This is a genomic window from Methylomonas sp. TEB, from assembly GCF_047777895.1.
Taxonomy (GTDB): Bacteria; Pseudomonadota; Gammaproteobacteria; order Methylococcales; family Methylomonadaceae; genus Methylomonas.
In genome coordinates this window covers 389,253-413,544 of record NZ_CP180476.1, presented here as the reverse complement: position 1 = coordinate 413,544, position 24,292 = coordinate 389,253, and the positions used below count along the sequence as shown (strand labels likewise).

The window sequence follows — 24,292 nt, the reverse complement described above, 5'->3', positions numbered from 1 at the left end:
GGAAAATAGCCATGAGAAATAATCAACCCGTTACTGACGTCGAATTACACTTTTCCGAAGAAGACATTCTCACCTCTACCACCGATTTGCGTGGCTATATCACCAGCGTCAGCCCGGCTTTCATCAAGCTGAGTGGCTTCACTGAACAGGAGTTACTGGGGCAGCCGCACAACATTGTACGCCACCCGGATATGCCGGAAGAGGCCTATGAATGGATGTGGCGAACCATAGAGTCCGGCTGTACTTGGCGCGGATTGGTAAAAAACCGTTCCAAAAATGGCGATTTCTATTGGGTGGAAGCCAATGTCGCGCCAATTTACAACGAAGGCCAGATGATTGGTTACCGGTCTATCCGCTTCAAGCCAGCACGCAGCGAAGTTGATGCGGCGGCCGCGCTATATGCCGATATCAAAGCCGGTCGCGTTAAAAACCCCTTTAAAGAGGGAAAGATTTCTAGCGTATTTAGCAAAATTAAGCTCTGGCAAAAGTTTGTTGCCTTAGTGGTTCTGGCTATTGCTATGTTCGCAGTGCCAACCTACTTTTTGATAAATGACAATATCGCAGACAAGGATTTCGCATTAAAGGAAAAACAAGGTGTCGATTACTCTACGGAGACCATCAAACTGATGCAACTGGTGGTAGAGCACCGTGGCTTGAACGCGATGGTAATCGCCGGCAACACACAGGAAGCGAGCCGCCGGGAGGCGAAACGCAACGAAGTCAATCAGCAAATCGCCGGTATCTCCGCATTGGACGGACGGTTGGCAGAATTAAAGCTGACTTTGGCCTGGCAAGCGCTCAGGGAAAAATGGCAAGAGCTGGCGGCTTCGGCTAGCAAATTTGATGCACAAACCAATCTTGCAAAGCATGGCGAATTCATTAGTCAATTGCACGCTTTTAACCGCAAAGTGGCTGATGCATCGGGACTAGGATTGGATCCGGAAGCCGATACCTATTACGCCCAAGTGTTGGCAATCAGTTTATTTCCTGAGCTGTCCGAACAATTGGGTATGCTCAGAGGCGTGGGTTCGCCGATTCTGCAGCGAAAAACCGTTACTGTTGCAGAAGCCGCTCACCTGCGAGCATTAATCGCGAATGCTGAAGAAACCCTGGCGATGATCGACGAGAATATTCCCAAAATCGGCAGCATGAACCCCGCACTCCGCACGGATTTGCAAAAAGCCACCGCCTTAGCCAAGCAAGCACTGACCTTGACTGAAACGGAAATTTTACAACGTGGGCAACTTGAGCTTGCCGGCAGCGATTATTTCAACAGCTTGACGCAGGCTATCCAACAAAACTTCTCGTTAGCAGGCGGATTTAGCAAGTTGCTATATGCCGGTTTGGATGCCCGTTTGGCGCGATTAGGCGGCACTATCAATACTACGATGATAGTCGTGTCCTTGTTCTTGTTGGGTTTCCTGGCGATGAGTTGGTACATCGTCATGGGGGTGCTCCGCCCTGTCAATGCCATGATTCATGCCATGACCTTGTTCGGGCGCGGCCAAATGCCGCAAAACGATAGCCATAACTACGGCTTAGAATTCAATCAACTGAATGAGGGTGTCAAAGCCGCAGTATTTTCCGTGCAATCTTTGATTGCCGATGCCGTCATGCTGTCCCACTCAGCCGTAGAAGGACAGCTGTCCACCCGTGCAGATGCGACTAAACACCAGGGTGATTATCGGAAAATCGTCGTAGGTGTTAACGACACGCTGGAAGCCGTGATCGGTCCTTTGAACGTGGCTGCCGAGTACGTGGACAACATCTCTAAAGGCGCGATTCCGGCGAAAATCACCGACACCTACAATGGCGATTTCAACACCATCAAAAACAATCTGAACAACTGTATCGATGCGATCAGCAGCATGGTCGCCGAAGCCGCTGCGCTGGAAAAAGCCGCCATCGAAGGCCGCTTAGCCACCCGCGCCGACGCCAGCCAGTATCAAGGCGATTACCGCAAGATTGTCGAAGGCGTCAACAACACCCTGGATGCCGTGATCGGACCTTTGAACGTGGCGGCCGACTACGTGGACAACATCTCTAAAGGCGCGATCCCCGCCAAAATCACCGACACCTACAACGGTGATTTCAACACCATCAAAAACAATCTGAACAACTGTATCGACGCGATTTCCAACATGGTGGCCGAAGCCGCTGCGCTGGAAAAAGCCGCCATCGAAGGCCGCTTAGCCACCCGCGCCGACGCCAGCCAATACCAAGGCGATTACCGCAAGATTGTCGAAGGCGTCAATAACACCCTGGACGCGGTGATCGGGCCGCTCAACGTCGCTGCCGAGTACGTCGACAACATCTCGCGCGGGGCGATTCCGGCGAAAATCACCGACACCTACAATGGCGATTTCAACACCATCAAAAACAATCTGAACAACTGCATCGACGCGATTTCCAGCATGGTGGCCGAAGCCGCTGCGCTGGAAAAAGCCGCCATCGAAGGCCGCTTAGCTACCCGTGCCGACGCCAGCCAATACCAAGGCGATTACCGCAAGATTGTCGAAGGCGTCAACAACACGCTGGACGCCGTGATCGGTCCGCTCAACGTCGCCGCCGAGTACGTGGACAACATCGCTAAAGGCGCGATCCCCGCCAAAATCACCGACACCTACAACGGTGATTTCAATGTCATCAAAAACAATCTGAACACCTGTATTGATGCGGTGAACGCCTTGGTGGCCGATGCTAATATGTTATCGACTGCTGCCGTCGAAGGGCGTTTGGCCACCCGCGCGGATGCCACGAAACACCAAGGCGATTTCCGCAAAATCGTCGAAGGGGTCAACAGCACGCTGGATGCGGTAATCGGGCCCTTGAACGTGGCCGCCGAGTACGTGGACAACATCTCGCGCGGGGCGATTCCGGCGAAAATCACCGACCACTATAACGGCGACTTCAACACCATCAAAAACAACCTGAACAACTGTATCGATGCGATTTCCAGCATGGTGGCCGAAGCGGTGGCCTTGGAAAAAGCCGCTATCGAAGGCCGCTTAGCCACCCGCGCCGACGCCAGCCAATACCAAGGTGACTACCGGAAAATCGTCCAAGGCGTCAATAACACGCTGGATGCGGTGATCGGACCCTTGAACGTGGCGGCCGAGTACGTGGACAACATCGCTAAAGGCGCGATCCCCGCCAAAATCACCGACACCTACAACGGTGATTTCAATGTCATCAAAAACAATCTGAACACCTGTATTGATGCGGTGAACGCCTTGGTAGCCGATGCCAATATGTTATCGACCGCTGCCGTCGAAGGGCGTTTGGCCACCCGCGCGGATGCCACTAAGCACCAAGGTGATTTCCGTAAGATTGTCGAGGGCGTGAATCTAACCCTGAATGCGGTGATCGGCCCGTTGAATGTGGCGGCTGACTATGTCGATAACATTTCCAAAGGCCACATTCCCGCCAAAATCACCGACACCTACAACGGTGATTTCAACACCATTAAAAACAACCTCAACACCTGTATCGATGCGGTCAATACGCTGGTGGCCGACGCCAATATGCTGGCCACCGCTGCGGTTGAGGGGCGCCTGCAAACCCGTGCCGACGCCAGCAAACACCAAGGCGATTTCCGCAAAATCGTCGAAGGCGTCAATGACACCCTGGATGGGGTGATCTTGCCGCTGAATGAAGCGGTCGAAGTACTGGCGTTGGTTGAACAAGGCGATTTGACCCGCAACGTGACCGGTAACTACCAAGGCCAGTTGGGTGAATTTAAAGACACCGTGAACAACACCGTCGCCAAACTCTCCCAAACCATTGCCGAGGTGATTTCCGCCGCGGATCAGCTGGGTAATGCCTCCGAGCAGATCAGTTCCACCTCGCAATCGTTGTCGCAAGCCGCCAGCGAACAGGCAGGCAGTGTCGAGATCACCAGCGCCAGCATCGAGGAAATGGCGGCCAGCATCAACCAGAATGCCGACAATGCCAAAGTCACCGACGGCATGGCCAGCAAAGCCGCTACCGAAGCCAGCCAAGGCGGCGAAGCGGTGAAACAGACCGTTGACGCTATGCGCGAGATTGCCAAAAAAATCGGCATCATTGACGACATTGCCTACCAAACCAACATGTTGGCCTTGAACGCCGCCATCGAAGCGGCGCGCGCCGGCGATCACGGCAAAGGCTTTGCGGTGGTGGCGGCGGAAGTGCGCAAACTGGCCGAGCGCAGCCAGGTGGCGGCGCAGGAGATTGGCGAGTTGGCCGAAAACAGCGTCGAGACTGCGGAAAGTGCGGGCAAACTGCTGGATGAAATTGTCCCCAGCATTGCCAGAACCTCCGACTTGGTGCAGGAGATTGCCGCCGCCTCCCAAGAACAATCCGCTGGTGTCAGCCAAGTCAACAATGCCATGAACCAGATGAACCAGATTACTCAGCAGAATGCATCGGCCAGCGAACAGTTGGCGGCTACTGCGGAAGAAATGATGGGGCAAACGGAACAACTACAAAGTTTGATGAGCTTTTTCAAAATCACCTCTTCCGGACATGCTGCTAGCCGCTCTGCAACCCAGGCAACATCGCGTCGGTCAGAAAGTGCGAAAACCACAGAGGATGACACCATTGACTTGGATGCAGCCATTCAAGCACACAGCGAGTGGAAGGTGAAACTGCGCCGAGGTATCAGCCAACACGAGCACATGGATGCCGTCACCATTGGCCGGGACGATTGCTGCAAGTTGGGTAAATGGTTGCACGGCGGCGGTCATAAGCAATACAAACATTTGTCGGGTTTTCAGGACTGTCTGCATAAACATGCGCAGTTTCATCGCGAAGCCGGAAAAGTGGCCAAGGTGATTAATAGTGGCCAATATGAAACCGCCGAGTCCTTGTTAGATGCGGGCAGCGCGTTTGCATTGGCCTCCAGCCAAGTCAGTGTTGCCATTGTGACATTAAAAAAACAAGCACATTTATAAAATCGGAGCCATCTCAAGCTGGTTTTTTATGAGCTAGAAAAAGCTGGTATCAACTTTTATTAACCCTGCCCTCAAATATCGTCGCTCCCGTGTAAGCGCAAACCCAGTTTTCACGCTGGACTTCAGCTTACGCGGGAATCACGGAATCAGTGAGTTTAAAGGCCTGGTTAATAATCTACTGGCGACTAAAAGGGAAGTTGGCAGCGTGGCGACCTGAAGTCCGCGCTTTTAGAGGATGCGGTACTTACGGAGCGCGTGAGCGAATCAAAATTTTAAATTGCATGAGGGTAAAAAAATGACAGTCACACAACGTTTGTTGTTATTAATCGGTTCCGCTGTGTTGGGTTTGGCTGGTTTGGCCGGCTTCAACTATGTGCAGATCGACAAAGTGTATACCGCCACCAACTTCAATACTATCAATACCTTGCCTAGTGTGTTGTTGCTTAACGATATTGTTGGGGAGATATCCGGAATCCGCGCGCACGTCTGGCAGCATTTAACGGAAACCGACGATACGGCCATGGCCGGCGTCGAGCAAGAAATCGACGAAAAACGCGCGAATATCGATAAGCGTTTGAGCGACTATGAAAAGCTTTTGGCCGATGATGAGGACAAAAAACTGTTACAGGACGATAAAGCTAGTTTGGCGGAATACGACAAATTACGGCTCAAAATTCGTGATTTATCCAGGCAGAATAAAAATGCCGAAGCCCGAACTGTGATGATGGGCAATCAGCCTGTGGTTGATAAGCTGTTGGATGCGTTCAAAAATCATAGCGAATATAACCAGCGTCTGGGTAAAAACTCATCGAACGAAGCAGTTTCGATTCAGTCCAGCGCCATTACCATTTCCGTCATTATTACAGCGCTAACGATACTGGCTATCGGCACCTTGGGTTTTTTCATTGCCCGAACCCTGACACGGCAATTGGGTGGCGAACCGGATTTTGTTGCGGATTTGGCTTATAAAATCTCGCAAGGGGATTTGACCACCGTTATTCAACTCAAAGCCGGCGATAACAGCAGTGTTATGGCCAATATGAAGCAGTTGAGCGATAACATCAAAGCGCTGTTAGCCGAGATGGATCATATGGCCGCTGAACATGAAAAAGGCGATATTGATGTAGTGGTTGATCAACAAAAATTCCACGGTAGTTTCAAGACCGTCGCCAAAGGCGTTAACGACATGGTTAACGGTCATATTGCTGTGAAAAAAATGGCCATAAAGTGTTTCATGGAGTTTGGCAAAGGTAATCTCGAAGCCGATGTTGAAAAATTGCCTGGTAAAAAGCGATTTATCAATGAAACCATAGATTTAGTTCGCGATAACATCAAGGCTCTAGTAAATGATGCCGCCATGCTGTCGCAAGCAGCCGTCGAAGGCCGCCTGTCAACCCGCGCGGATGCCACGAAACACCAAGGCGACTTCCGCAAGATTGTCGAAGGCGTCAACAACACCCTGGATGCCGTGATCGGACCTTTGAACGTGGCGGCCGACTACGTGGACAACATCTCTAAAGGCGCGATCCCCGCCAAAATCACCGACACCTACAACGGTGATTTCAACACCATCAAAAACAATCTGAACAACTGTATCGACGCGATTTCCAACATGGTGGCCGAAGCCGCTGCGCTGGAAAAAGCCGCCATCGAAGGCCGCTTAGCCACCCGCGCCGACGCCAGCCAATACCAAGGCGATTACCGCAAGATTGTCGAAGGCGTCAATAACACCCTGGACGCGGTGATCGGGCCGCTCAACGTCGCTGCCGAGTACGTCGACAACATCTCGCGCGGGGCGATTCCGGCGAAAATCACCGACACCTACAATGGCGATTTCAACACCATCAAAAACAATCTGAACAACTGCATCGACGCGATTTCCAGCATGGTGGCCGAAGCCGCTGCGCTGGAAAAAGCCGCCATCGAAGGCCGCTTAGCTACCCGTGCCGACGCCAGCCAATACCAAGGCGATTACCGCAAGATTGTCGAAGGCGTCAACAACACGCTGGACGCCGTGATCGGTCCGCTCAACGTCGCCGCCGAGTACGTGGACAACATCGCTAAAGGCGCGATCCCCGCCAAAATCACCGACACCTACAACGGTGATTTCAATGTCATCAAAAACAATCTGAACACCTGTATTGATGCGGTGAACGCCTTGGTGGCCGATGCTAATATGTTATCGACTGCTGCCGTCGAAGGGCGTTTGGCCACCCGCGCGGATGCCACGAAACACCAAGGCGATTTCCGCAAAATCGTCGAAGGGGTCAACAGCACGCTGGATGCGGTAATCGGGCCCTTGAACGTGGCCGCCGAGTACGTGGACAACATCTCGCGCGGGGCGATTCCGGCGAAAATCACCGACCACTATAACGGCGACTTCAACACCATCAAAAACAACCTGAACAACTGTATCGATGCGATTTCCAGCATGGTGGCCGAAGCGGTGGCCTTGGAAAAAGCCGCTATCGAAGGCCGCTTAGCCACCCGCGCCGACGCCAGCCAATACCAAGGTGACTACCGGAAAATCGTCCAAGGCGTCAATAACACGCTGGATGCGGTGATCGGACCCTTGAACGTGGCGGCCGAGTACGTGGACAACATCGCTAAAGGCGCGATCCCCGCCAAAATCACCGACACCTACAACGGTGATTTCAATGTCATCAAAAACAATCTGAACACCTGTATTGATGCGGTGAACGCCTTGGTAGCCGATGCCAATATGTTATCGACCGCTGCCGTCGAAGGGCGTTTGGCCACCCGCGCGGATGCCACTAAGCACCAAGGTGATTTCCGTAAGATTGTCGAGGGCGTGAATCTAACCCTGAATGCGGTGATCGGCCCGTTGAATGTGGCGGCTGACTATGTCGATAACATTTCCAAAGGCCACATTCCCGCCAAAATCACCGACACCTACAACGGTGATTTCAACACCATTAAAAACAACCTCAACACCTGTATCGATGCGGTCAATACGCTGGTGGCCGACGCCAATATGCTGGCCACCGCTGCGGTTGAGGGGCGCCTGCAAACCCGTGCCGACGCCAGCAAACACCAAGGCGATTTCCGCAAAATCGTCGAAGGCGTCAATGACACCCTGGATGGGGTGATCTTGCCGCTGAATGAAGCGGTCGAAGTACTGGCGTTGGTTGAACAAGGCGATTTGACCCGCAACGTGACCGGTAACTACCAAGGCCAGTTGGGTGAATTTAAAGACACCGTGAACAACACCGTCGCCAAACTCTCCCAAACCATTGCCGAGGTGATTTCCGCCGCGGATCAGCTGGGTAATGCCTCCGAGCAGATCAGTTCCACCTCGCAATCGTTGTCGCAAGCCGCCAGCGAACAGGCAGGCAGTGTCGAGATCACCAGCGCCAGCATCGAGGAAATGGCGGCCAGCATCAACCAGAATGCCGACAATGCCAAAGTCACCGACGGCATGGCCAGCAAAGCCGCTACCGAAGCCAGCCAAGGCGGCGAAGCGGTGAAACAGACCGTTGACGCTATGCGCGAGATTGCCAAAAAAATCGGCATCATTGACGACATTGCCTACCAAACCAACATGTTGGCCTTGAACGCCGCCATCGAAGCGGCGCGCGCCGGCGATCACGGCAAAGGCTTTGCGGTGGTGGCGGCGGAAGTGCGCAAACTGGCCGAGCGCAGCCAGGTGGCGGCGCAGGAGATTGGCGAGTTGGCCGAAAACAGCGTCGAGACTGCGGAAAGTGCGGGCAAACTGCTGGATGAAATTGTCCCCAGCATTGCCAGAACCTCCGACTTGGTGCAGGAGATTGCCGCCGCCTCCCAAGAACAATCCGCTGGTGTCAGCCAAGTCAACAATGCCATGAACCAGATGAACCAGATTACTCAGCAGAATGCATCGGCCAGCGAACAGTTGGCGGCTACTGCGGAAGAAATGACCAGTCAGGCTGAACAACTGCAATCGCTGATGAGCTTTTTTAGACTCGACGACAGCGGTCGAAAAGCGACGATCACAGCTGAAGTCAAATCAGCAAAAAAGGCTATCAAAATCAAGCCCGTCGCTCAGGCAAGTGCGAATATTGATCATGACTTCGATTTAAACCAGTTCGAACGTTTCTAGGAGCGGGCCATGACAGGACTTGCAACAACTCAAGAAAAGCTACCCGCCGCGCAGAGCAAACAGACTGCGCTGGCGGGTCAATACCTAACCTTTACGCTTGGGGGAGAACTTTACGCACTGGGCATTTTGAGTAGTAAGGAAATCATCGATTACGGCAATCTTACCGAAGTTCCCATGATGCCGGTGTTTGTGCGCGGCGTGATTAATCTGCGCGGTAGCGTGGTGCCGGTGGTGGATTTGTTGGCGCGCTTTGGCAAGGGATCGACGCCTGTGGCCAAGCGCACCGGTATCGTTATTGTCGAAACCGCCAGCGAAACTGAAGATGGCGTATCCCAGGATTTGGGGATTATCGTGGACGCAGTCAACGAAGTGGTTGAAATCGGTGAACAGGATATAGAGCCGCCGCCCAGCTTTGGGGCGGGGATTCGGCCTGACTTTATTAACGGGATGGCCAAACGGAATGGCCGCTTTGTTATTTTGTTGAACGTCAGCAAGGTACTTTCGGTGGATGAAATGGCGGCTTTGAGTAAAGTTCGCCAAGACCGTCAAGCATTGCCGGATACAATCAACGCTTGATCGTTCCAAGACTTGAGGCGTTTAAATTTATCGACATGTTGGCTAACCCACAAATAGGAGTATAGAGTGTCGTCAATCCATCGTGTCGGCGCGCCGATATTGCATAAGCAAGAGTTTGCCTGGATCAGGGACTATCTTTACAAACACGCCGGTATTGTCCTAAACGATAGTAAGCAGGCTATGGTAATGGGACGTTTGGAGAAGCGTTTGCGTCATCATGGCATCGATAGCTATGGCGAGTATTTTCGGCAATTCGGTAAGCCGGGGTTCGAAAATGAAACGACGATGGCTATCGATTTGCTAACCACCAATGAAACCTATTTTTTCCGCGAATCCAAGCATTTCGATTTTGTAGTTGAAAAAATTTTACCGCAGCACTCCGCCGCAAAACCGTTTCGAGTTTGGAGCGCGGCCAGCTCCAGCGGTGAGGAAGCTTACACGCTGGCAATGCTGTTGGCGGAATATTTGAGATCCCGGCAATGGGATATTGTCGGGACCGATATTTCCACACGGATTCTAGAAAAAGCCCGGCGTGGCCTGTATCCCAGTAATGCCGCCGAAAAAATTCCTCTTCCGTTATTGAAAAAGTATTGTCTGAAAGGTACAGGTGAATATGACGGTTTTTTGCTGGTGGCGCCTGAGCTACGCAGTCGCGTTAAGTTCGAATATGCCAATTTGATTGGAACGCTGCCGGACTTGGGTACCTTCGACGTGATTTTTTTACGTAACGTAATGATTTATTTTGATATTGAAACCAAGCAACGCCTGCTGGACAAAATTGTGAAATACCTGCGGCCCGGCGGCTATTTTTTCATTAGCCATTCTGAGTCGTTAAGTGGTATGAAAACCGAACTGCAAACCATCATGCCGTCGGTGTATCGCAAAGCTTTGGATTAATTGGGCTGAGCGAGCTCATCGGGCATTCTTGTATAACTACCTGCTTAGCAAACTGCTTCAAGTGTGTCCCTCCCTCATACTTAAAATCGTCATCTCGGCAGCTCATATCGCAATCCCGGACAAATGGTTAGAACGAAGCTTGCCTGCTCCGTAGCACTGGATGGCGGGCATGACGGATTTTCTTGGTTTAGCTGAGTCCAATTATTGATCAGGAAACTTTATTCTCCGCCACCGACTCGTTCATAATCGCGCTTTTATTTTCTGGGGCGACCAATATGCGTTATTTACACACCATGGTTCGGGTAAAGGATCTTACCGAATCGCTGGATTTTTATTGCAATAAGCTAGGTTTGCTTGAAGTACGGCGCATGGAAAGCGAAACCGGACGTTTTACCTTGGTCTATCTGGCTGCACCTGGCGACCGGCAAACCGCTGTAGCGGTTGACGCGCCATTGCTGGAGCTGACTTACAACTGGGATAGTGAGGACTACGGCGGTGGCCGTAATTTTGGACATTTAGCCTTCGAAGTAGACGACATTTATGCGGTATGCCAAGACTTAATGGCAAAAGGGGTCACGATTAACCGGCCACCGCGTGATGGTCATATGGCATTTCTGCGCTCACCCGACCAAATTTCTATCGAATTGTTACAAAAAGGCCAGGCATTGCCGCCGCAAGAGCCGTGGGCCTCCATGCCCAATGTTGGCGTGTGGTAAGGTCTGTCGAATTGTTACCGCTGAGTCTTTATATCCATTTTCCGTGGTGCATCCAGAAGTGCCCGTATTGCGACTTCAACTCCCACGCCGTTAAACACCCGATTCCCGAACAGGCTTATATCGATGCCTTGATGACCGACCTGCACCATGATTTGGAATTGCTGGGCGAGCAGCGGACCATCAACAGTATATTTATGGGGGGCGGCACACCCAGCTTGTTTTCCCCGGAAGCCTTAGGCCGCTTGTTGGCTGGCGTCAGGCAGTCGGCACCTGTTGCAGAACAGTGCGAAATCACTTTGGAAGCCAATCCCGGCACCTTCGAAAGCGCAAAATTTCATGAGTTTCGGGCTTTAGGGATTAATCGCCTGTCGATAGGCATTCAAAGCTTTCAGGACCGGCACTTGCGGACATTAGGGCGGGTGCATTCCGCCGCCGAAGCCAAGGCCGCGGTGGAAATTGCCGTTACGGCCGGGTTCGATAATTTCAATCTGGATTTGATGTTCGGTTTGCCGGATCAGAGCGAGAGCGAAGCCTTGAGCGATGTGGAAATAGCCATTAGCTTGGCCCCAACCCATATTTCCTTTTACCAACTAACGCTGGAACCCAATACGTATTTTTATAAGTTTCCGCCGAAATTGCCGGAAGACGACCTGATATTCGCCTCTCAAAAGCGCTGTCAGCGGCTATTGGCGGAGAACGGTTTTCAGCAGTACGAAGTGTCTGCGTATGCAAAACCCGGCAAGCAATCCCAGCATAATCGCAATTACTGGCAATTTGGCGATTATCTGGGGATAGGCGCTGGCGCGCACGGCAAAATCAGCCTTGCCTTGCCGGATAAGATTATGCGCACGGTTAAGCCAAGAAGCCCGGAACAGTATTTATCACGACCCGGTCGATCACAATACGAAGCGATTGAGGTCGCACAATTGCCGTTAGAGTTTCTGATGAACCAGTTGCGACTAAAAGCCGGTTTTAGCCTGAAGGATTTTGAACTGACCACCGGATTGGCGGCAAACAGCTTGGAGCCTAATTTATCGCGTTGTCTGGCTGAAGGCCTGTTGTGTCGGGATAGCTTGGTCTATCGCTGTAGCGAAAAGGGTTGGGATTTTCTGGACGTGGTCCTAGAAAAATTCATCGATTAAATACGCGCGGGTATAATTGCTTTCATTTTAGATTTGTAACACTCCACGATGCTCGATTACCAAAAACAGTTTATCCAGTACGCTTTGGATTGCGGCGTATTAAAGTTTGGCGAATTTCATTTAAAGTCCGGACGTGTCAGTCCTTATTTCTTTAATACCGGCCTATTCAACAGCGGCGCTCAGCTGGATAAATTGGGGCAATTTTATGCGCAGGCACTGATTAGCGCCGGTGTCGAGGTCGATATATTGTACGGGCCTGCCTATAAAGGCATCCCGTTGGTCAGCACCACCTCGATTGCCTATTCCCGCTTGCAACGCGACATTCCGTTTGCGTTTAACCGCAAAGAAGCCAAGGATCATGGCGAGGGCGGCGTATTGGTCGGCGCGCCCTTGCAAGGCAAAGTCTGGATTCTGGATGATGTGATTACCGCAGGTACGTCGGTGCGTGAATCAGTGGAAATCATCAATGCCGCCGGCGCTACGGTCGCAGGTGTCTTGATCGCGCTGGATCGTCAGGAAAAAGGTCAGAACGAATTGTCAGCCGTGCAGGAAGTGTCGGCACAATTCGGCATTCCGGTGCTGGCGATAATCTGCTTGGCAGACATCATCGAGTTTATTTCCCAGCAGAGCGGTTCGGCGGATAAGTTGGCTATTATTCAGGCCTATCGACAACAGTACGGAATTTGAGTATCCATGCGTGCCCGAGGCTTTTGCTTATGGATTATTGGTCTACACTTAGCCGTTACAATTTGCCCCTTATATTGAGTACAGTCGGAACAAAGGCGAGCCATGAGAAATCTGGAATTTAAAGAACAGTTGCACGAATACACGCAGTGGCGCGAACAACTGATTCAGGGTATCGAATTGTATCGGGACTGGCGTAACCGCTATCGCTTCAGTGACCCGCAAAGCACAGATACCTTGCTGAATATATTGCAAGGTTTGCAAAATGATCGCGTCACCTTGGCGTTTGTAGCGGAGTTTTCCCGAGGTAAAACCGAACTGATCAACTCGCTGTTTTTTGCGGAAACCGGCGTGCGCCTGTTGCCGTCTTCGCCGGGCCGGACCACGATGTCGCCCACCGAGCTATTCTGGGATGAAAAAGGCGGCAGTTACATTCGGCTGCTCAACATTGAGAGCCGCTTGGAAGATATATCTTTGATGGATTACAAGCGCAATCCGGATCGTTGGACACAAATCGAGTTGAATTGCGAATCGCCTACGCAAATGCAGGAAGCGTTCAGAGAGTTGGTTGCCACGAAGAAGGTTTCTCGGGAAATGGCCGATAAACTGGGCTTGTGGAACGAACGCGAAGCGGCCGAGCAAGGCATTATCAATCCGGAAACCGTGGAAGTGCCATGTTGGCGACATGCGATGATCAGCTTTCCGCATCCTTTGTTAAAAGAAGGTTTGTGCATTCTGGATACGCCGGGCCTAAATGCCTTGGGTACCGAGCCGGAGTTAACCTTGAGCATGTTGCCCAGCGCTCAAGCCATTATTTTCGTGTTGGCGGCCGATACCGGCGTGACCAAAAGCGACCTGGAAATGTGGAAAAGCCACGTTTGTAGCTCCAGAGGTAATCGCCGCCAGGGCTTAGCCGTGGTAATGAATAAAATCGACTCGATGTGGGACGATTTGGCCGGCGAGACTGGGTACGAAGCTTCGATCCAAAAGCAAATCGACACCTGTGCCATGATTCTGAATCTGGAGAAGGAAGTTATTTTCCCGGTCTCCGCGAAGCAAGCTTTACTGGCTAAGGTGAAGGGCGACGATGCTTTGCTGCAAAAAAGCCGTCTCAATCTGTTGGAAAGCTATCTTTCGGACGACATTCTCGATCAGCGCCGCGATATTCTGAAGGGTGTTGTCGATAAAGAAATCGGTTTTTTGGTTAGCGAGTCGGTCAAGTTGATGGAGTCAAAAATCGCTAACGCCCAAAAGCAGCTCGACGAATTCAAACAAGTCGATTTCGAGAACCAGGAATTGACCGGCAAATTGATGGCCGAAACCCGCGACCGGCAAAATGCCTATATGGCTAATATCGAAAACTTTCAGGCCAGCCGTAAAGTGTTTGCGGTGCAGGCCAAGATGTTGATCGATTCGTTTGCCAAAGAAAAAATCGACGACATTATCCGCCGTACCAAGGAGGACATGAGCAAAAGCCTGACGACTTACGGCATGAAACAGAATATGCGTAGGTTGTTTGATGAGTTGCGGGATCTGCTGCAAGACTCGGTGGATATGACCGAAGAAACCCGGCGCTTGATTAAAGCGATCCATAAGAAGTTTCAGGATGAATACGGTTTTAAGGAAATTGAGCCACAATTGTTTTCGATAAAACAACACCAGTTTGAGCTGGAGCAGATTTTTGAAGAAGGCGAAGCGTTTCGCAATAGCGCTAAAACCACGATGACTGAGCAAAGCATAGTGGTTAACAAGCTCTATGGTACGTTGATAGCCAAAGCAAGGAATATTCTGCAGCAAGCCCAACGTGATGCGGTTACCTGGAGTAATAGCGTACTGTCGCCGCTAATGCACCAAATCAAAGATCACAAAAAGCAAATCGAAAGCCGCTTGATCATGCTCAGGAAAATCAATGAATCCAAAGGTAATGTCAATGAAAGCATTGCGCAGTTGGAGAGCGAATTGGGGCCACTACAAGTCCAGTATCATGAGTTGCTAGAGATACTTAAAGCCGTGCATCTGGAAATTAAAACCGATTAGTGCCGATTTTGCTCCGTTGTCACAGGTTACGGCAGCCCTTTTGTTGTTTGCCCCGCAGGACTTTCAGCGCTAGAACTCAGCAATTCGTTAAAGCGGCACCAGTCAAAAAATGGCCCAGGGTCGGTTTTTCGGCCTGGGGCAATATCGCTATGACCGGCAATACGCTGGCTCGACAGTTTCGGATAATTCGCCAGTAGCGTTCTACACACATCGGCAAGGCACCGATATTGAGCGTCAGTGTAAGCCACGCTGATAGCCCCCTCCAGCTCTATACCAATAGAAAAATCGTTACAGCGTTCCCTGTCTTGATATTTTGACACGCCTGCATGCCAAGCCCTGCGGTTGAACGGCACATATTGCCGAATGCTGCCATCCCGGCGAATCAATAAATGCGCGGACACCTTAAGTTGATGTATGTCTTGGAAGTAAGGATGGTTGTTTGGATCCAGGCAGTTGCAAAACAATTGGTCGATATAGTCGCCCGCGAATTGCTCAGGCGGCAGGCTGATGCAATGGATAACCAATAACGAAACATCTTCTGGGTCCGGTCTGTCGTCGCAGTTCGGCGAAGCGACCTGGCAGGCGCTACTCAAGTAGTGATCGCGAATTATCATGGTTTTCAAGCTTTGTCAGTGATGCGGTATTTTATAAGCTTTGCCAACCACCCCCTATACTTTTACTTGCCTCACATTGGTCAGAGTTTGGCGCGGCTGTCACCGCATGCGGTTTATAATTACTCTCCCTGTTCATCGTCCATCACACGCCCATGCAACCAAATTCCACAGAAATCTCGCTTTATCTGGCTGAAGATATCGGTAGCGGCGATATTACCGCCAGCATCGTCTCAGCCGAGACTCAAGCCAATGCCGCAGTGGTAACTCGCGAACCCATGGTGCTGTGCGGTAGAGCTTGGTTCGATGAGGTGTTTCGACAATTAAGCCCCCAGGTAATGGTCGATTGGCAATGCAATGAGGGCGAACGTGTCGCAGCGAACACCGTACTTTGCAAGTTGCGCGGTCCGGCTCGGGCCTTGCTGACGGGCGAGCGCACGGCGTTGAATCTGCTGCAAACCTTATCCGCGACGGCGACCATCGCCCGCCGCTATGCGGATGCCGTGGCGGGTACCGGCTGCAAGGTGTTGGATACCCGTAAAACCCTGCCCGGTTTACGTTTGGCGCAAAAATATGCAGTCAAATGCGGAGGTTGTTTCAATCATCGCATCGGTTTATTCGACGCCATCTTGATCAAGGAAAACCATATTATCGCAGCAGGCTCAATTGCCAATGCAGTCAAGCTGGCCAGAGACTATGGGAATGTGCCGGTCGAAGTGGAGGTGGAAACTCTTGACGAGTTTGCCCAGGCATTTGCCGCGAAACCGGATCGCATCATGCTGGATAATTTTTCACTCACCGATATGCGCACAGCGGTACAACAAAACCAGGGACTACTCGAACTGGAAGCATCGGGCAATATTACTTTGGACAATATCCGATCCGTGGCCGAAACCGGGGTGGACTTTATCTCGATAGGCGCGTTAACGAAGAATGTTGCTGCAGTCGATCTGTCGATGCGCATTGAGATGCGCATCGATTAAGCTCATGCTGGTGCGCTCAGTTGACAGCGTTCAGCATCTCGTTTTCGTATAAGCGTAGTTTTTTCCAGTTGGCGAATTTGCTGTCGTCGAACGGCGCATCGTGGTCGATGGCATGCTCGTAGCAGCTCCGAAATAGGCGCGCAGTGCGAAAGGCATGCAATTCGTCGTCGGCGGTTACCGTGTCTACATTGCCCACTTGGAAGGTTTTATTCCGGGACTTTCCATCTTTCACCCAAAACACCGTGTAGCAAAGATAGCTTTTGTCTTTGCGGTGATCAAACTTGATGGTTCTGGACACACCGGTTACGCCGGTAGTCGTTTTGTTTTTGGGTGGTTTCAGGAAGCGGGTCTTACTGCCTTTTAATACCACCAGCATCTGATCGCGCCAAGTAATCGCGGCTTTCAGCGACTTGGTTTTGCTGCCCCAGAGCTTGTGAGAAAAATAACGGCTGCTCTCCTTGCCCCGCCGAACAATACGAACTTGAAAACCGAAAGTATCGGGTTCTGTAATGTGTTTTACTTTTGCCATTTGACGTACCCTAAAAAATTCACCAAAGGTCTGCATAGTGAATTTAAGCAGCGCGAAGCACGCAGACCGCCTGTTAATTGTGTAAGCTATGGATTACAAATTAGCGCGAAATCGACTGTCTTGCAAGCGGAATTTACGGGGATTATTAGGCAAATACCAACTAAATTCGTGTAGAATAGGTCCCAGCCTTCTCGCAGAGGCGCAAATATGCTCTTAACCTTTTGTTTTATAAATAATTTTGGAGAAAATTGATGAGCGTTTTAGTAGGTAAGCAAGCCCCTGACTTTACAGTTCCTGCGGTATTAGGCGATGGTCAAATTGTTGATTCATTCAGTTTTTCAGGTGCGACTAGCGGCAAATATGCAGTGCTTTTCTTTTATCCCTTAGACTTCACCTTTGTTTGCCCAAGCGAATTGATTGCTTTGGATCATCGTATTGACGAATTCAAAAGCCGTGGTGTTGAAGTGATCGGCGTTTCTATTGACTCACACTTTACCCACAACGCTTGGCGTAACACGCCTGTTAACCAAGGCGGTATCGGCCCTGTCCGTTATACTCTGGCTGCCGACCTGAAACACACTATTGCCCAAGATTACGACGTAGAGTCCGCTGGTGGCGTAGCTTTCCGCGGTAGTTTCTTGATCGACAAAGCCGGTGTCGTCCGCCATCAAGTTGTCAACGACTTGCCACTGGGTCGTAACTTTGACGAAATGCTGCGCATGGTCGACGCACTGCAATTCCACGAAGAGCATGGCGAAGTTTGCCCAGCCGGTTGGAACAAAGGCGATGCCGGTATGAATGCCAACCCAGCGGGCGTGGCTGAATATCTGAGCAAAAATGCTGACAAACTGTAAGCATTAGCTTTACTCTGAGACAAGGCGCATTGTCTAGACAATGCGCCTTTTTTATTGCCTGAATTTTCTCTGTTTCTCGCCCCATGACTGCGAATTCAGTGTGGCGCTAATTCCATTAATCGCCACTCGGCATTTTTTATATCCGTTACCGCTATGATTTAGGCTGCCAACTTGAGGGTTGGCAGCCCATCGTTATACGCCTGATGCGGCGTTTTTCGTTTCAAACTGGAATGCGGTCGTTAGTGGTTGTACCACTCGAAATACTCCAGGATTGAAGCGCGGGCTTGGCCGACGGAATCGTAGGCATGCAGGTAAACCCGCTCGTATTTGACTGATCGCCACAGTCGCTCGACAAAGACATTGTCACGCCAGGCGCCGCGTCCGTCCATGCTGAGCAGGCAACCCTGGCCTTTCACGGCATCGACAAACGCTTTGGCGGTAAACTGGCTGCCTTGGTCAGTGTTGATGATATCCGGCCTGCCGTAGCGTTTGAAAGCCTGTTCCAACACGTCCACGGCATGACAGGCTTCCAGGGTAATCGCGACCTTGGCGGCCAGGACTTTGCGAGTGGCCCAGTCGACGACCGCCGTTAAATAAGCGAAGCCTTTGGCCAGCGGGATGTAGGTCGTATCCAGCGCCCAGACCTGATTGGCACGGTTGATGGTCATGCCGCGCAGCAAGTAAGGATAGATTTCATGCCCCGGCGTCTTCTTGCTGGTATTGGGCTTGCAGTACACCGCCTCGATGCCCATTTTCATCATAAAGGTTTTCACCCGTTTGCGGCCAATGGGGATGCCTTGCAGATTGAGCTGATCCCGTAACTGGCGAGCGCCCATACCCGAGGGCACAAGTGAACGGGTGTTTCAGGTGCAGTTCGTCGAGTCGGCGCATGATGTCCAAATCGGGCTCCGAAACCGGCTTGGGCAGGTAGTACACACTGCCGCGACTGATGCCCAGTAGCTTGGCCTGCCGACCAAGCGGCAACTTGGACTGACGGTCGATCATCGCTTTGCGCCTTGTGCCCCTTGGGTATCAGCAATCCCGCCTTGGTGAGCGCGCCCTCTACCCAAAGGGCACAAGTAAAAAATCGTTCTCCAATGTCAGTTGGCCGATTTTCGCATGCAGGGCTTGCAAATCGACGGGTGGCGATTCGGACTCCGCGGGTTTCCCAAATACTTCGGCAGCCCGCTCGCTTAGCTGTTTCTTCCAATCGACAATCTGGTTCTGATGAATCTCGAATTCCTGGGTCAATTGGGCCAAGGTTTTATCGCCAGCCAAGGCCGCCAGCACAACTTTGGCCTTGAAGGCCGAATGTTTTCTTCTCGGTTTTTTGGACATCTTCCGCTCCATTGCTTTGTCCTTACGGACGATCAAAAGTAGCAGGATTTTTCACTTAACTGGCTGTTCAATTTTTCGGCACCACCTCTAAAAATGCCGGCACCACGAGCCAATACGATGTGTTGCGCATCACCCAGGAAGTGCAGAGCCTAAATACCCGTTTGGAAAATGCCCAAACCAACCTAACCAGTACCGTTGGCGAACTGGCAAGCTTGCTGGGTTTCCCCAACTGGAAGCCACAAGCCAGCGGTACGCTGGAGCCGATTGGCGTGTCGGTGGACGTGGATAAATTATGGCAACAAGCCGAGCACAGTAATCCCGATCTGGAAACGGCGCGCCGGGAAATGATCGCCGCGGACTCCGGATTGGAAAAAGCTGCGCGGGAACGCTGGCCGGTGCCGTCGCTGATGTTCGGTACGGCTTTTACCGATAAACCCTACGGCAACACCACTTTTGCCGGCGTATCGGTCGATCTGCCGATTTTTGATCGCGGCCAAGGCGGCATAGCCCGTGCGGCTGCCGAAGTACATGCCAGCAAATTAAAGCGCGAATTGCTGATGGCGGCCACTCGCCAAGAATTGGAACGCGCGGTCGATGTGCTCGCAAGACGGCGGGCGACGCTGGCAAAGACCGAGAAACAAGTGGTGGCTCCATTACCCACTTTAAAGCAAATGGCCGAAGATGCCTATCGTTTGGGGCAAACCGGTCTGATTGAATGATTGGATTCATCGCGCACCCGTACCGAAATCAAGCTGAATCATCTGGAGTTGATTCAAAATGAAATCGAAGCAGAATTGGATGTCATGAATGCCTCGGGTTTGTTGGCGGTTTATTTCGAAAACCCGGCATGACGCTGCCGGTTTTGCATGCTTATCGGGTTCTATCCAGCTTGCGGTAGCCTATGGCTTCGCTGAGATGGGCGATTTCGATGTTCTTTGAATTCGCCAGATCGGCAATCGTGCGCGCCAGTTTCAATATTCGGTGGTAAGCCCGGTGCGACAGGCCGAATTTTTCCAGCGCTTGTTCCAGCAACTGATGTCCGGCTTCGGACAAAGTGCAGATAACCTTCACCTCCGCGGCGCTTAGTCCGGCATTGGCTTTGCCTTGGCGGCGGTAAGCAATGTCTCGGGCTGCGACGACACGTTGCCGAATCGTTTCGCTGGTTTCTTCACCGGCCGCCGAACCTTTGCGCAATACTTCCAGCGCGACGCGCGGCACTTCCATATGCATGTCTATTCTGTCCAGCAAAGGCCCGGAAACTCTGGCTCGATAGCGGGCCACTTGTTCGGAGGTGCAGCGGCAACGGCCGGAAGCATCGCCCAAGTAACCACAGGGACAGGGATTCATGGCCGCGATCAACTGAAAACTGGCCGGGAAATCGGCTTGGCGATTGGCACGGGAAATGGTGATGTGGCCGGTTTCCAAGGGTTCGCGCAACACTTCCAGGACTTTTCTATCAAACTCAGGCAGTTCGTCCAAAAATAGCGCACCGTTGTGCGACAGGGATATTTCGCCTGGCTTGGGGTTGCTACCACCGCCAACCAAGGCCGCAGCTGAGGCCGTATGGTGCGGTGCTCTATAGGGCGGCTGCCGCCAACGGCTGACGTCCAGGCCTTGGTCGCTGATCGAGGCCAGCGCGGCGGTTTCCTGGGCTTGCTGCTCGCTGAGCTCCGGCAGAATCGTCGGCAAACGTGCAGCCAACATCGATTTGCCGGTGCCGGGCGGACCCAGCATCAGTAGATTATGCTTCCCGGCGGCGGCGATTTCCATGGCCCGTTTGACGTGAAATTGGCCGTGCACGTCGGCAAAATCGACCGTGTGAACCGCTTGCTCGAAGCAGAGATGAACGTCAGGTGGCGCGATGGCTTGCCGGCCCGCCAAATGGGCACAGACTTCCAGCAGTGTCCTGGCCGGCAGCAGTTGCGCATCTTTGATCAACGACGCCTCCGCCGCGCAACCAGCAGGCAGAATCAGTTGCCTAAAAGCATTGCGGCAATGAATCGCTACCGGCAACGCGCCGGGAATCGGCCGCAACTCACCGCCTAGCGATAACTCGCCGATGCATTCGTACTCGTGCAAGGCATCCTTGGGGATTTGCCCGGAGGCGGCCAGGATGCCTAATGCAATCGCCAAATCAAAGCGGCCGCCTTCCTTGGGTAAATCGGCGGGTGCCAGATTGATGGTAATGCGCTGGAACGGAAATTCGAAGTGCGAATTAATGATCGCCCCGCGCACCCTATCCTTGCTTTCTTTCACTGCGGTCTCGGGCAAGCCAACTATGTTTAGAGCCGGCAAGCCGCTACTGACATGCACTTCCACCGTCACTTGCGGGGCGTCTATGCCGGAGCGGCCCCGGCTGTAAACGACGGCCAGCGACATGGCTTTTTAGGCTTGCGGAATCCGTTGTTCCAGTTCGGCGACGCGCTTTTCCAGTTCTTCCAAACGGGCGCGAGTTTTCGCCAATACGGCTTTTTGCACTTCAAATTCTTCGCGGCTGACCAGATCCAGTTTGGACAGGCCGCTTTGCAGCAAGGCGTGGACATTCTTTTCCACATCGTCTTTCAGATTGGTCAAACCGGGAGGGATTGCGCCGGCGATACGCTCGGCAAGATTGTCTATGGCTTTGGGATCAAACATGGTGGCTACTCTTGGTCTATGAATGAATTGGGAACGGGTAAATGGTCACGACATATTTTATCAGTATCCTCGCGATCCAAGGGTTGTTCGGTTAAGCCGCATTGATAGTGATGCTGTTCCACCGAAAAATAATGGCAGGAACGACACAAACCAAAACTCTTCGAGTCATTGACTTTTTGCAGCACGCCCAACGTGGTTTGCAGCGCCTGGCCTATGGTATCGAACTCCTGGCGGCTGACTTTGGATTCGGCCTGCTTAAAAACATCCAGCGGCTTTAACTCTTCGATCAACCGCTTGCCGGCCTCGGTCAGGCTCAGATGGACCACCCGGCCGTCCAAAATGGACGTGGTCTTATCCAGATAGTGCTTACGCTCCAAAATCTGAATAGTCTGGGACACCGTGCCTTTGGTCAAACCCAGATACTCGGCCACCGCCGCATGGGTGTTGCTGTATTTATTACACTTGGCCAGATACTCCAGCACCTGACCATGTACCGGTTGCAAACCGATTGCTGCGTATTTTTTGCGTTCTTCCGAACGTAGCAAGGCGCTGATCCGCTCGATCAGCTTGAATGTGTCTAGTTCATGCATTGGACCGATTCTACCACAGGCCGGCCAATTCCAAGCGTGGCGGCTCCGGACGCAACTATCCGGCCACCGTCGCCAAAAAAAGCTACAGTCGATCCATGTTGTCGCTCCAGGACAAATTATCGTTTACGAAAAAACGATAGCCCGGCTGTGGGCCCGTAACCTTGTTCAGCACATACAGACTACGGCCGACGCCGCGACGGCGGTAGCCTTTTTTCTCTTTGCTTACCAACTGGTCGCGCCAGGTGCCGAAGTTGATGTAGGTAAAGTTTCGGCTTGGTGCGCCGTCCGCGGTGTGCTTGATATCCGCTTCGGTTTGCAGCGGGATATGGGTATGGCCTTCGCCGTGCAGCCGAAATCCTTGTTGCAGGAATAAATCCTGAAATGTCGGAAACACCTGCAAATTTTTGAAACTGGCACCGTCTTCTCGATACACCGAACTGGGTCCCAGCAAGTCAAGCAGTGTTTGTACTTGGTCATAAAGCCATAACACGCCGCGTACCAAGTGCAATTGCACCCGGAACATATGCAACGGGCCGGTGACCATCAACCACACCCTGGCAACGCGAAACGCCAAGCGCCGCCAAGCCGGAGAGCTGCTCAGCGTGTAATCCCAGCTCAGCCACAGGCACAGGGTTTCGTATAACTCGTTCTCGATAATGTCCCGCAGTTCGTTACCGGTTTTTTTGTCACGGGTTTCTTGCAGAATCCGGGCAATTGCCGCCGAGGTGGGCCGGTACAAATCCAATTCGTCCAGAATGCGTTTGATACGGCTGACATTGGCTTGATCCGGGTCCTGATCGTTCAGCTTGAGTTTGCAACGGTAGATAAACGTGGACAGCGCACCGGCCGCAACCGTATCGCCGAAACAGGCCTCGATGAACGGTGCATAATGGAGTTGCTGCCAAACCTTAGCTCGCCAACCGTCGCCGGTACTCCAGCCCGGTAAATTGTTGCCGGGCGTAAATGCCAAGCTGTTTTCCCGATCCCGCCATTGGCCGTGGGTAATAAACACCCGCAACTCGGCATCGCCCCAATAAAACGGCAGCCACGGTACGCTGTTTCGGTCGGCAAAATGTTGTTCGTCATCGAAATACATCTTGCCAACCCACTGCCGATACTCGGCTGACAAATTCGCCAACTTAGGCCCCAAACACTCGTCGTAATACATCCGCAGGGTGACCGGATCGGTGAAAATTTCCTTATCGTGATTGCCCAGCAAGGTAATCACTTCCAGCCGGGTATTTTTCAGGTCGTCGGGAAGCCGTTTTAGATGATTGAAAAAGCCGTCCGCGTTGGTGGCGTGCAAGCTCACAATCTCGGCCATGATTTCACGCAGGCATAAGACAAATTCCGGTTTGTCGCGCTCCCACGGATAGACACCGTGCTTGGCCCACACCGCGCTTCGAATCATATCCACGACGTCGCCGTCCAGGATCAGCGTCAATTCGTCGACTTGCTGAGTTTTGCAAGTACTGGCGATGTCGGCGAAGAATTCCGCCCAGACAATTTCCTCGCTGCTTTGATTGCCGACCGTGTTATCGGTGAAATGCAGATCGCTGATGCTGATGCACAGCCGGTTCAGCCCGGCCGTTGGTCGAGTTCTGGTCGGTTGCAGCGTATCCAACGTTAGTTGTAAATCTTCTTGGGTACTTGTCATGACTGCAT

Annotated in this window: 18 protein-coding genes and 1 pseudogene; 12 read left to right on the top strand and 7 right to left on the bottom strand. The window is 52.1% G+C overall.

Translation table 11 applies throughout. From position 1 onward, the window contains the following. Nucleotides 1–11 precede the first annotated feature (11 nt). From ACMXD4_RS01775 to ACMXD4_RS01740, 8 genes are all read left to right on the top strand, one after another. A complete protein-coding gene (locus tag ACMXD4_RS01775) occupies nt 12–4,934 on the top strand; it encodes a methyl-accepting chemotaxis protein (RefSeq protein ID WP_415879674.1) in 4,923 nt (1,640 codons plus the stop codon). Nucleotides 4,935–5,229: 295 nt separating this feature from the next. Next, on the top strand, nt 5,230–9,033 hold the full coding sequence (locus tag ACMXD4_RS01770; protein ID WP_415879673.1) for a methyl-accepting chemotaxis protein: 3,804 nt from the start codon (nt 5,230–5,232) through the stop codon (nt 9,031–9,033). A 9-nt stretch (nt 9,034–9,042) separates the two neighbouring features. Further along, on the top strand, nt 9,043–9,609 hold the full coding sequence (locus ACMXD4_RS01765) for a chemotaxis protein CheW (protein ID WP_033158168.1): 567 nt from the start codon (nt 9,043–9,045) through the stop codon (nt 9,607–9,609). A gap of 66 nt (nt 9,610–9,675) precedes the next feature. After that, the gene (locus tag ACMXD4_RS01760) at nt 9,676–10,506 is read left to right on the top strand and encodes a CheR family methyltransferase (RefSeq protein ID WP_415879672.1); all 831 of its coding nucleotides are present in this window, start codon (nt 9,676–9,678) and stop codon (nt 10,504–10,506) included. A 275-nt stretch (nt 10,507–10,781) separates the two neighbouring features. Next, a complete protein-coding gene (locus ACMXD4_RS01755) occupies nt 10,782–11,222 on the top strand; it encodes a VOC family protein (RefSeq protein WP_319961159.1) in 441 nt (146 codons plus the stop codon). After that, complete coding sequence (gene hemW, locus ACMXD4_RS01750) at nt 11,216–12,364, top strand: radical SAM family heme chaperone HemW (protein WP_415879671.1); 1,149 nt, start codon at nt 11,216–11,218, stop codon at nt 12,362–12,364. Before ACMXD4_RS01755 ends, hemW begins: the two co-directional genes overlap by 7 nt. 48 nt (nt 12,365–12,412) lie before the next feature. Beyond that, a complete protein-coding gene (pyrE, locus tag ACMXD4_RS01745; protein ID WP_171696821.1) occupies nt 12,413–13,051 on the top strand; it encodes an orotate phosphoribosyltransferase in 639 nt (212 codons plus the stop codon). 102 nt (nt 13,052–13,153) lie between these two features. Then, entirely contained in the window at nt 13,154–15,085 is a 1,932-nt protein-coding gene (locus ACMXD4_RS01740; protein WP_415879670.1) for a dynamin family protein, read from the top strand. 26 nt (nt 15,086–15,111) lie between these two features. Here ACMXD4_RS01740 and ampD read toward each other — a convergent pair whose 3' ends face one another. Continuing rightward, nucleotides 15,112–15,699: a 1,6-anhydro-N-acetylmuramyl-L-alanine amidase AmpD gene (gene ampD / locus ACMXD4_RS01735; protein ID WP_415879669.1), complete on the bottom strand. Its 588-nt coding sequence runs from the start codon at nt 15,697–15,699 to the stop codon at nt 15,112–15,114. A 152-nt stretch (nt 15,700–15,851) separates the two neighbouring features. Here ampD and nadC point away from each other — a divergent pair, with 152 nt between their 5' ends. Beyond that, a complete protein-coding gene (gene nadC / locus ACMXD4_RS01730; protein WP_415879668.1) occupies nt 15,852–16,679 on the top strand; it encodes a carboxylating nicotinate-nucleotide diphosphorylase in 828 nt (275 codons plus the stop codon). 16 nt (nt 16,680–16,695) lie between these two features. On the opposite strand, the gene ACMXD4_RS01725 is transcribed toward nadC, so the two are convergent. Then, nucleotides 16,696–17,208 carry a hypothetical protein gene (locus ACMXD4_RS01725; protein ID WP_020484362.1) on the bottom strand — a complete coding sequence of 171 codons (513 nt, stop codon included), beginning with the start codon at nt 17,206–17,208 and terminating at the stop codon, nt 16,696–16,698. A 251-nt stretch (nt 17,209–17,459) separates the two neighbouring features. Here ACMXD4_RS01725 and ACMXD4_RS01720 point away from each other — a divergent pair, with 251 nt between their 5' ends. Continuing rightward, nucleotides 17,460–18,062 carry a peroxiredoxin gene (locus tag ACMXD4_RS01720; protein ID WP_415879667.1) on the top strand — a complete coding sequence of 201 codons (603 nt, stop codon included), beginning with the start codon at nt 17,460–17,462 and terminating at the stop codon, nt 18,060–18,062. A 158-nt stretch (nt 18,063–18,220) separates the two neighbouring features. Here the strand turns inward: ACMXD4_RS01720 and ACMXD4_RS01715 are convergent. Next, nucleotides 18,221–19,400, bottom strand: a pseudogene (locus ACMXD4_RS01715) (IS3 family transposase). Nucleotides 19,401–19,519: 119 nt separating this feature from the next. Between ACMXD4_RS01715 and ACMXD4_RS01710 the strand changes: the two are divergent. Together ACMXD4_RS01710 and ACMXD4_RS01705 are read left to right on the top strand one after the other, a co-directional pair. Next, on the top strand, nt 19,520–20,119 hold the full coding sequence (locus ACMXD4_RS01710) for a TolC family protein (protein WP_415879666.1): 600 nt from the start codon (nt 19,520–19,522) through the stop codon (nt 20,117–20,119). Then, nucleotides 20,120–20,251 (top strand): hypothetical protein, encoded by a 132-nt coding sequence (locus ACMXD4_RS01705; RefSeq protein ID WP_301539354.1) that lies wholly within the window; start codon nt 20,120–20,122, stop codon nt 20,249–20,251. 19 nt (nt 20,252–20,270) lie between these two features. On the opposite strand, the gene ACMXD4_RS01700 is transcribed toward ACMXD4_RS01705, so the two are convergent. From ACMXD4_RS01700 to ACMXD4_RS01685, 4 genes are all read right to left on the bottom strand, one after another. Further along, complete coding sequence (locus tag ACMXD4_RS01700; RefSeq protein WP_171696825.1) at nt 20,271–21,779, bottom strand: YifB family Mg chelatase-like AAA ATPase; 1,509 nt, start codon at nt 21,777–21,779, stop codon at nt 20,271–20,273. Between the two features lie 6 nt (nt 21,780–21,785). Beyond that, on the bottom strand, nt 21,786–22,037 hold the full coding sequence (gene ubiK / locus ACMXD4_RS01695; protein ID WP_033158177.1) for a ubiquinone biosynthesis accessory factor UbiK: 252 nt from the start codon (nt 22,035–22,037) through the stop codon (nt 21,786–21,788). Nucleotides 22,038–22,042: 5 nt separating this feature from the next. Continuing rightward, entirely contained in the window at nt 22,043–22,627 is a 585-nt protein-coding gene (locus ACMXD4_RS01690) for a MarR family winged helix-turn-helix transcriptional regulator (protein WP_033158178.1), read from the bottom strand. A gap of 82 nt (nt 22,628–22,709) precedes the next feature. Continuing rightward, nucleotides 22,710–24,284, bottom strand: coding sequence for a hypothetical protein (locus ACMXD4_RS01685; protein WP_171696826.1), 1,575 nt, complete (start codon nt 24,282–24,284; stop codon nt 22,710–22,712). Nucleotides 24,285–24,292: the final 8 nt, after the last annotated feature.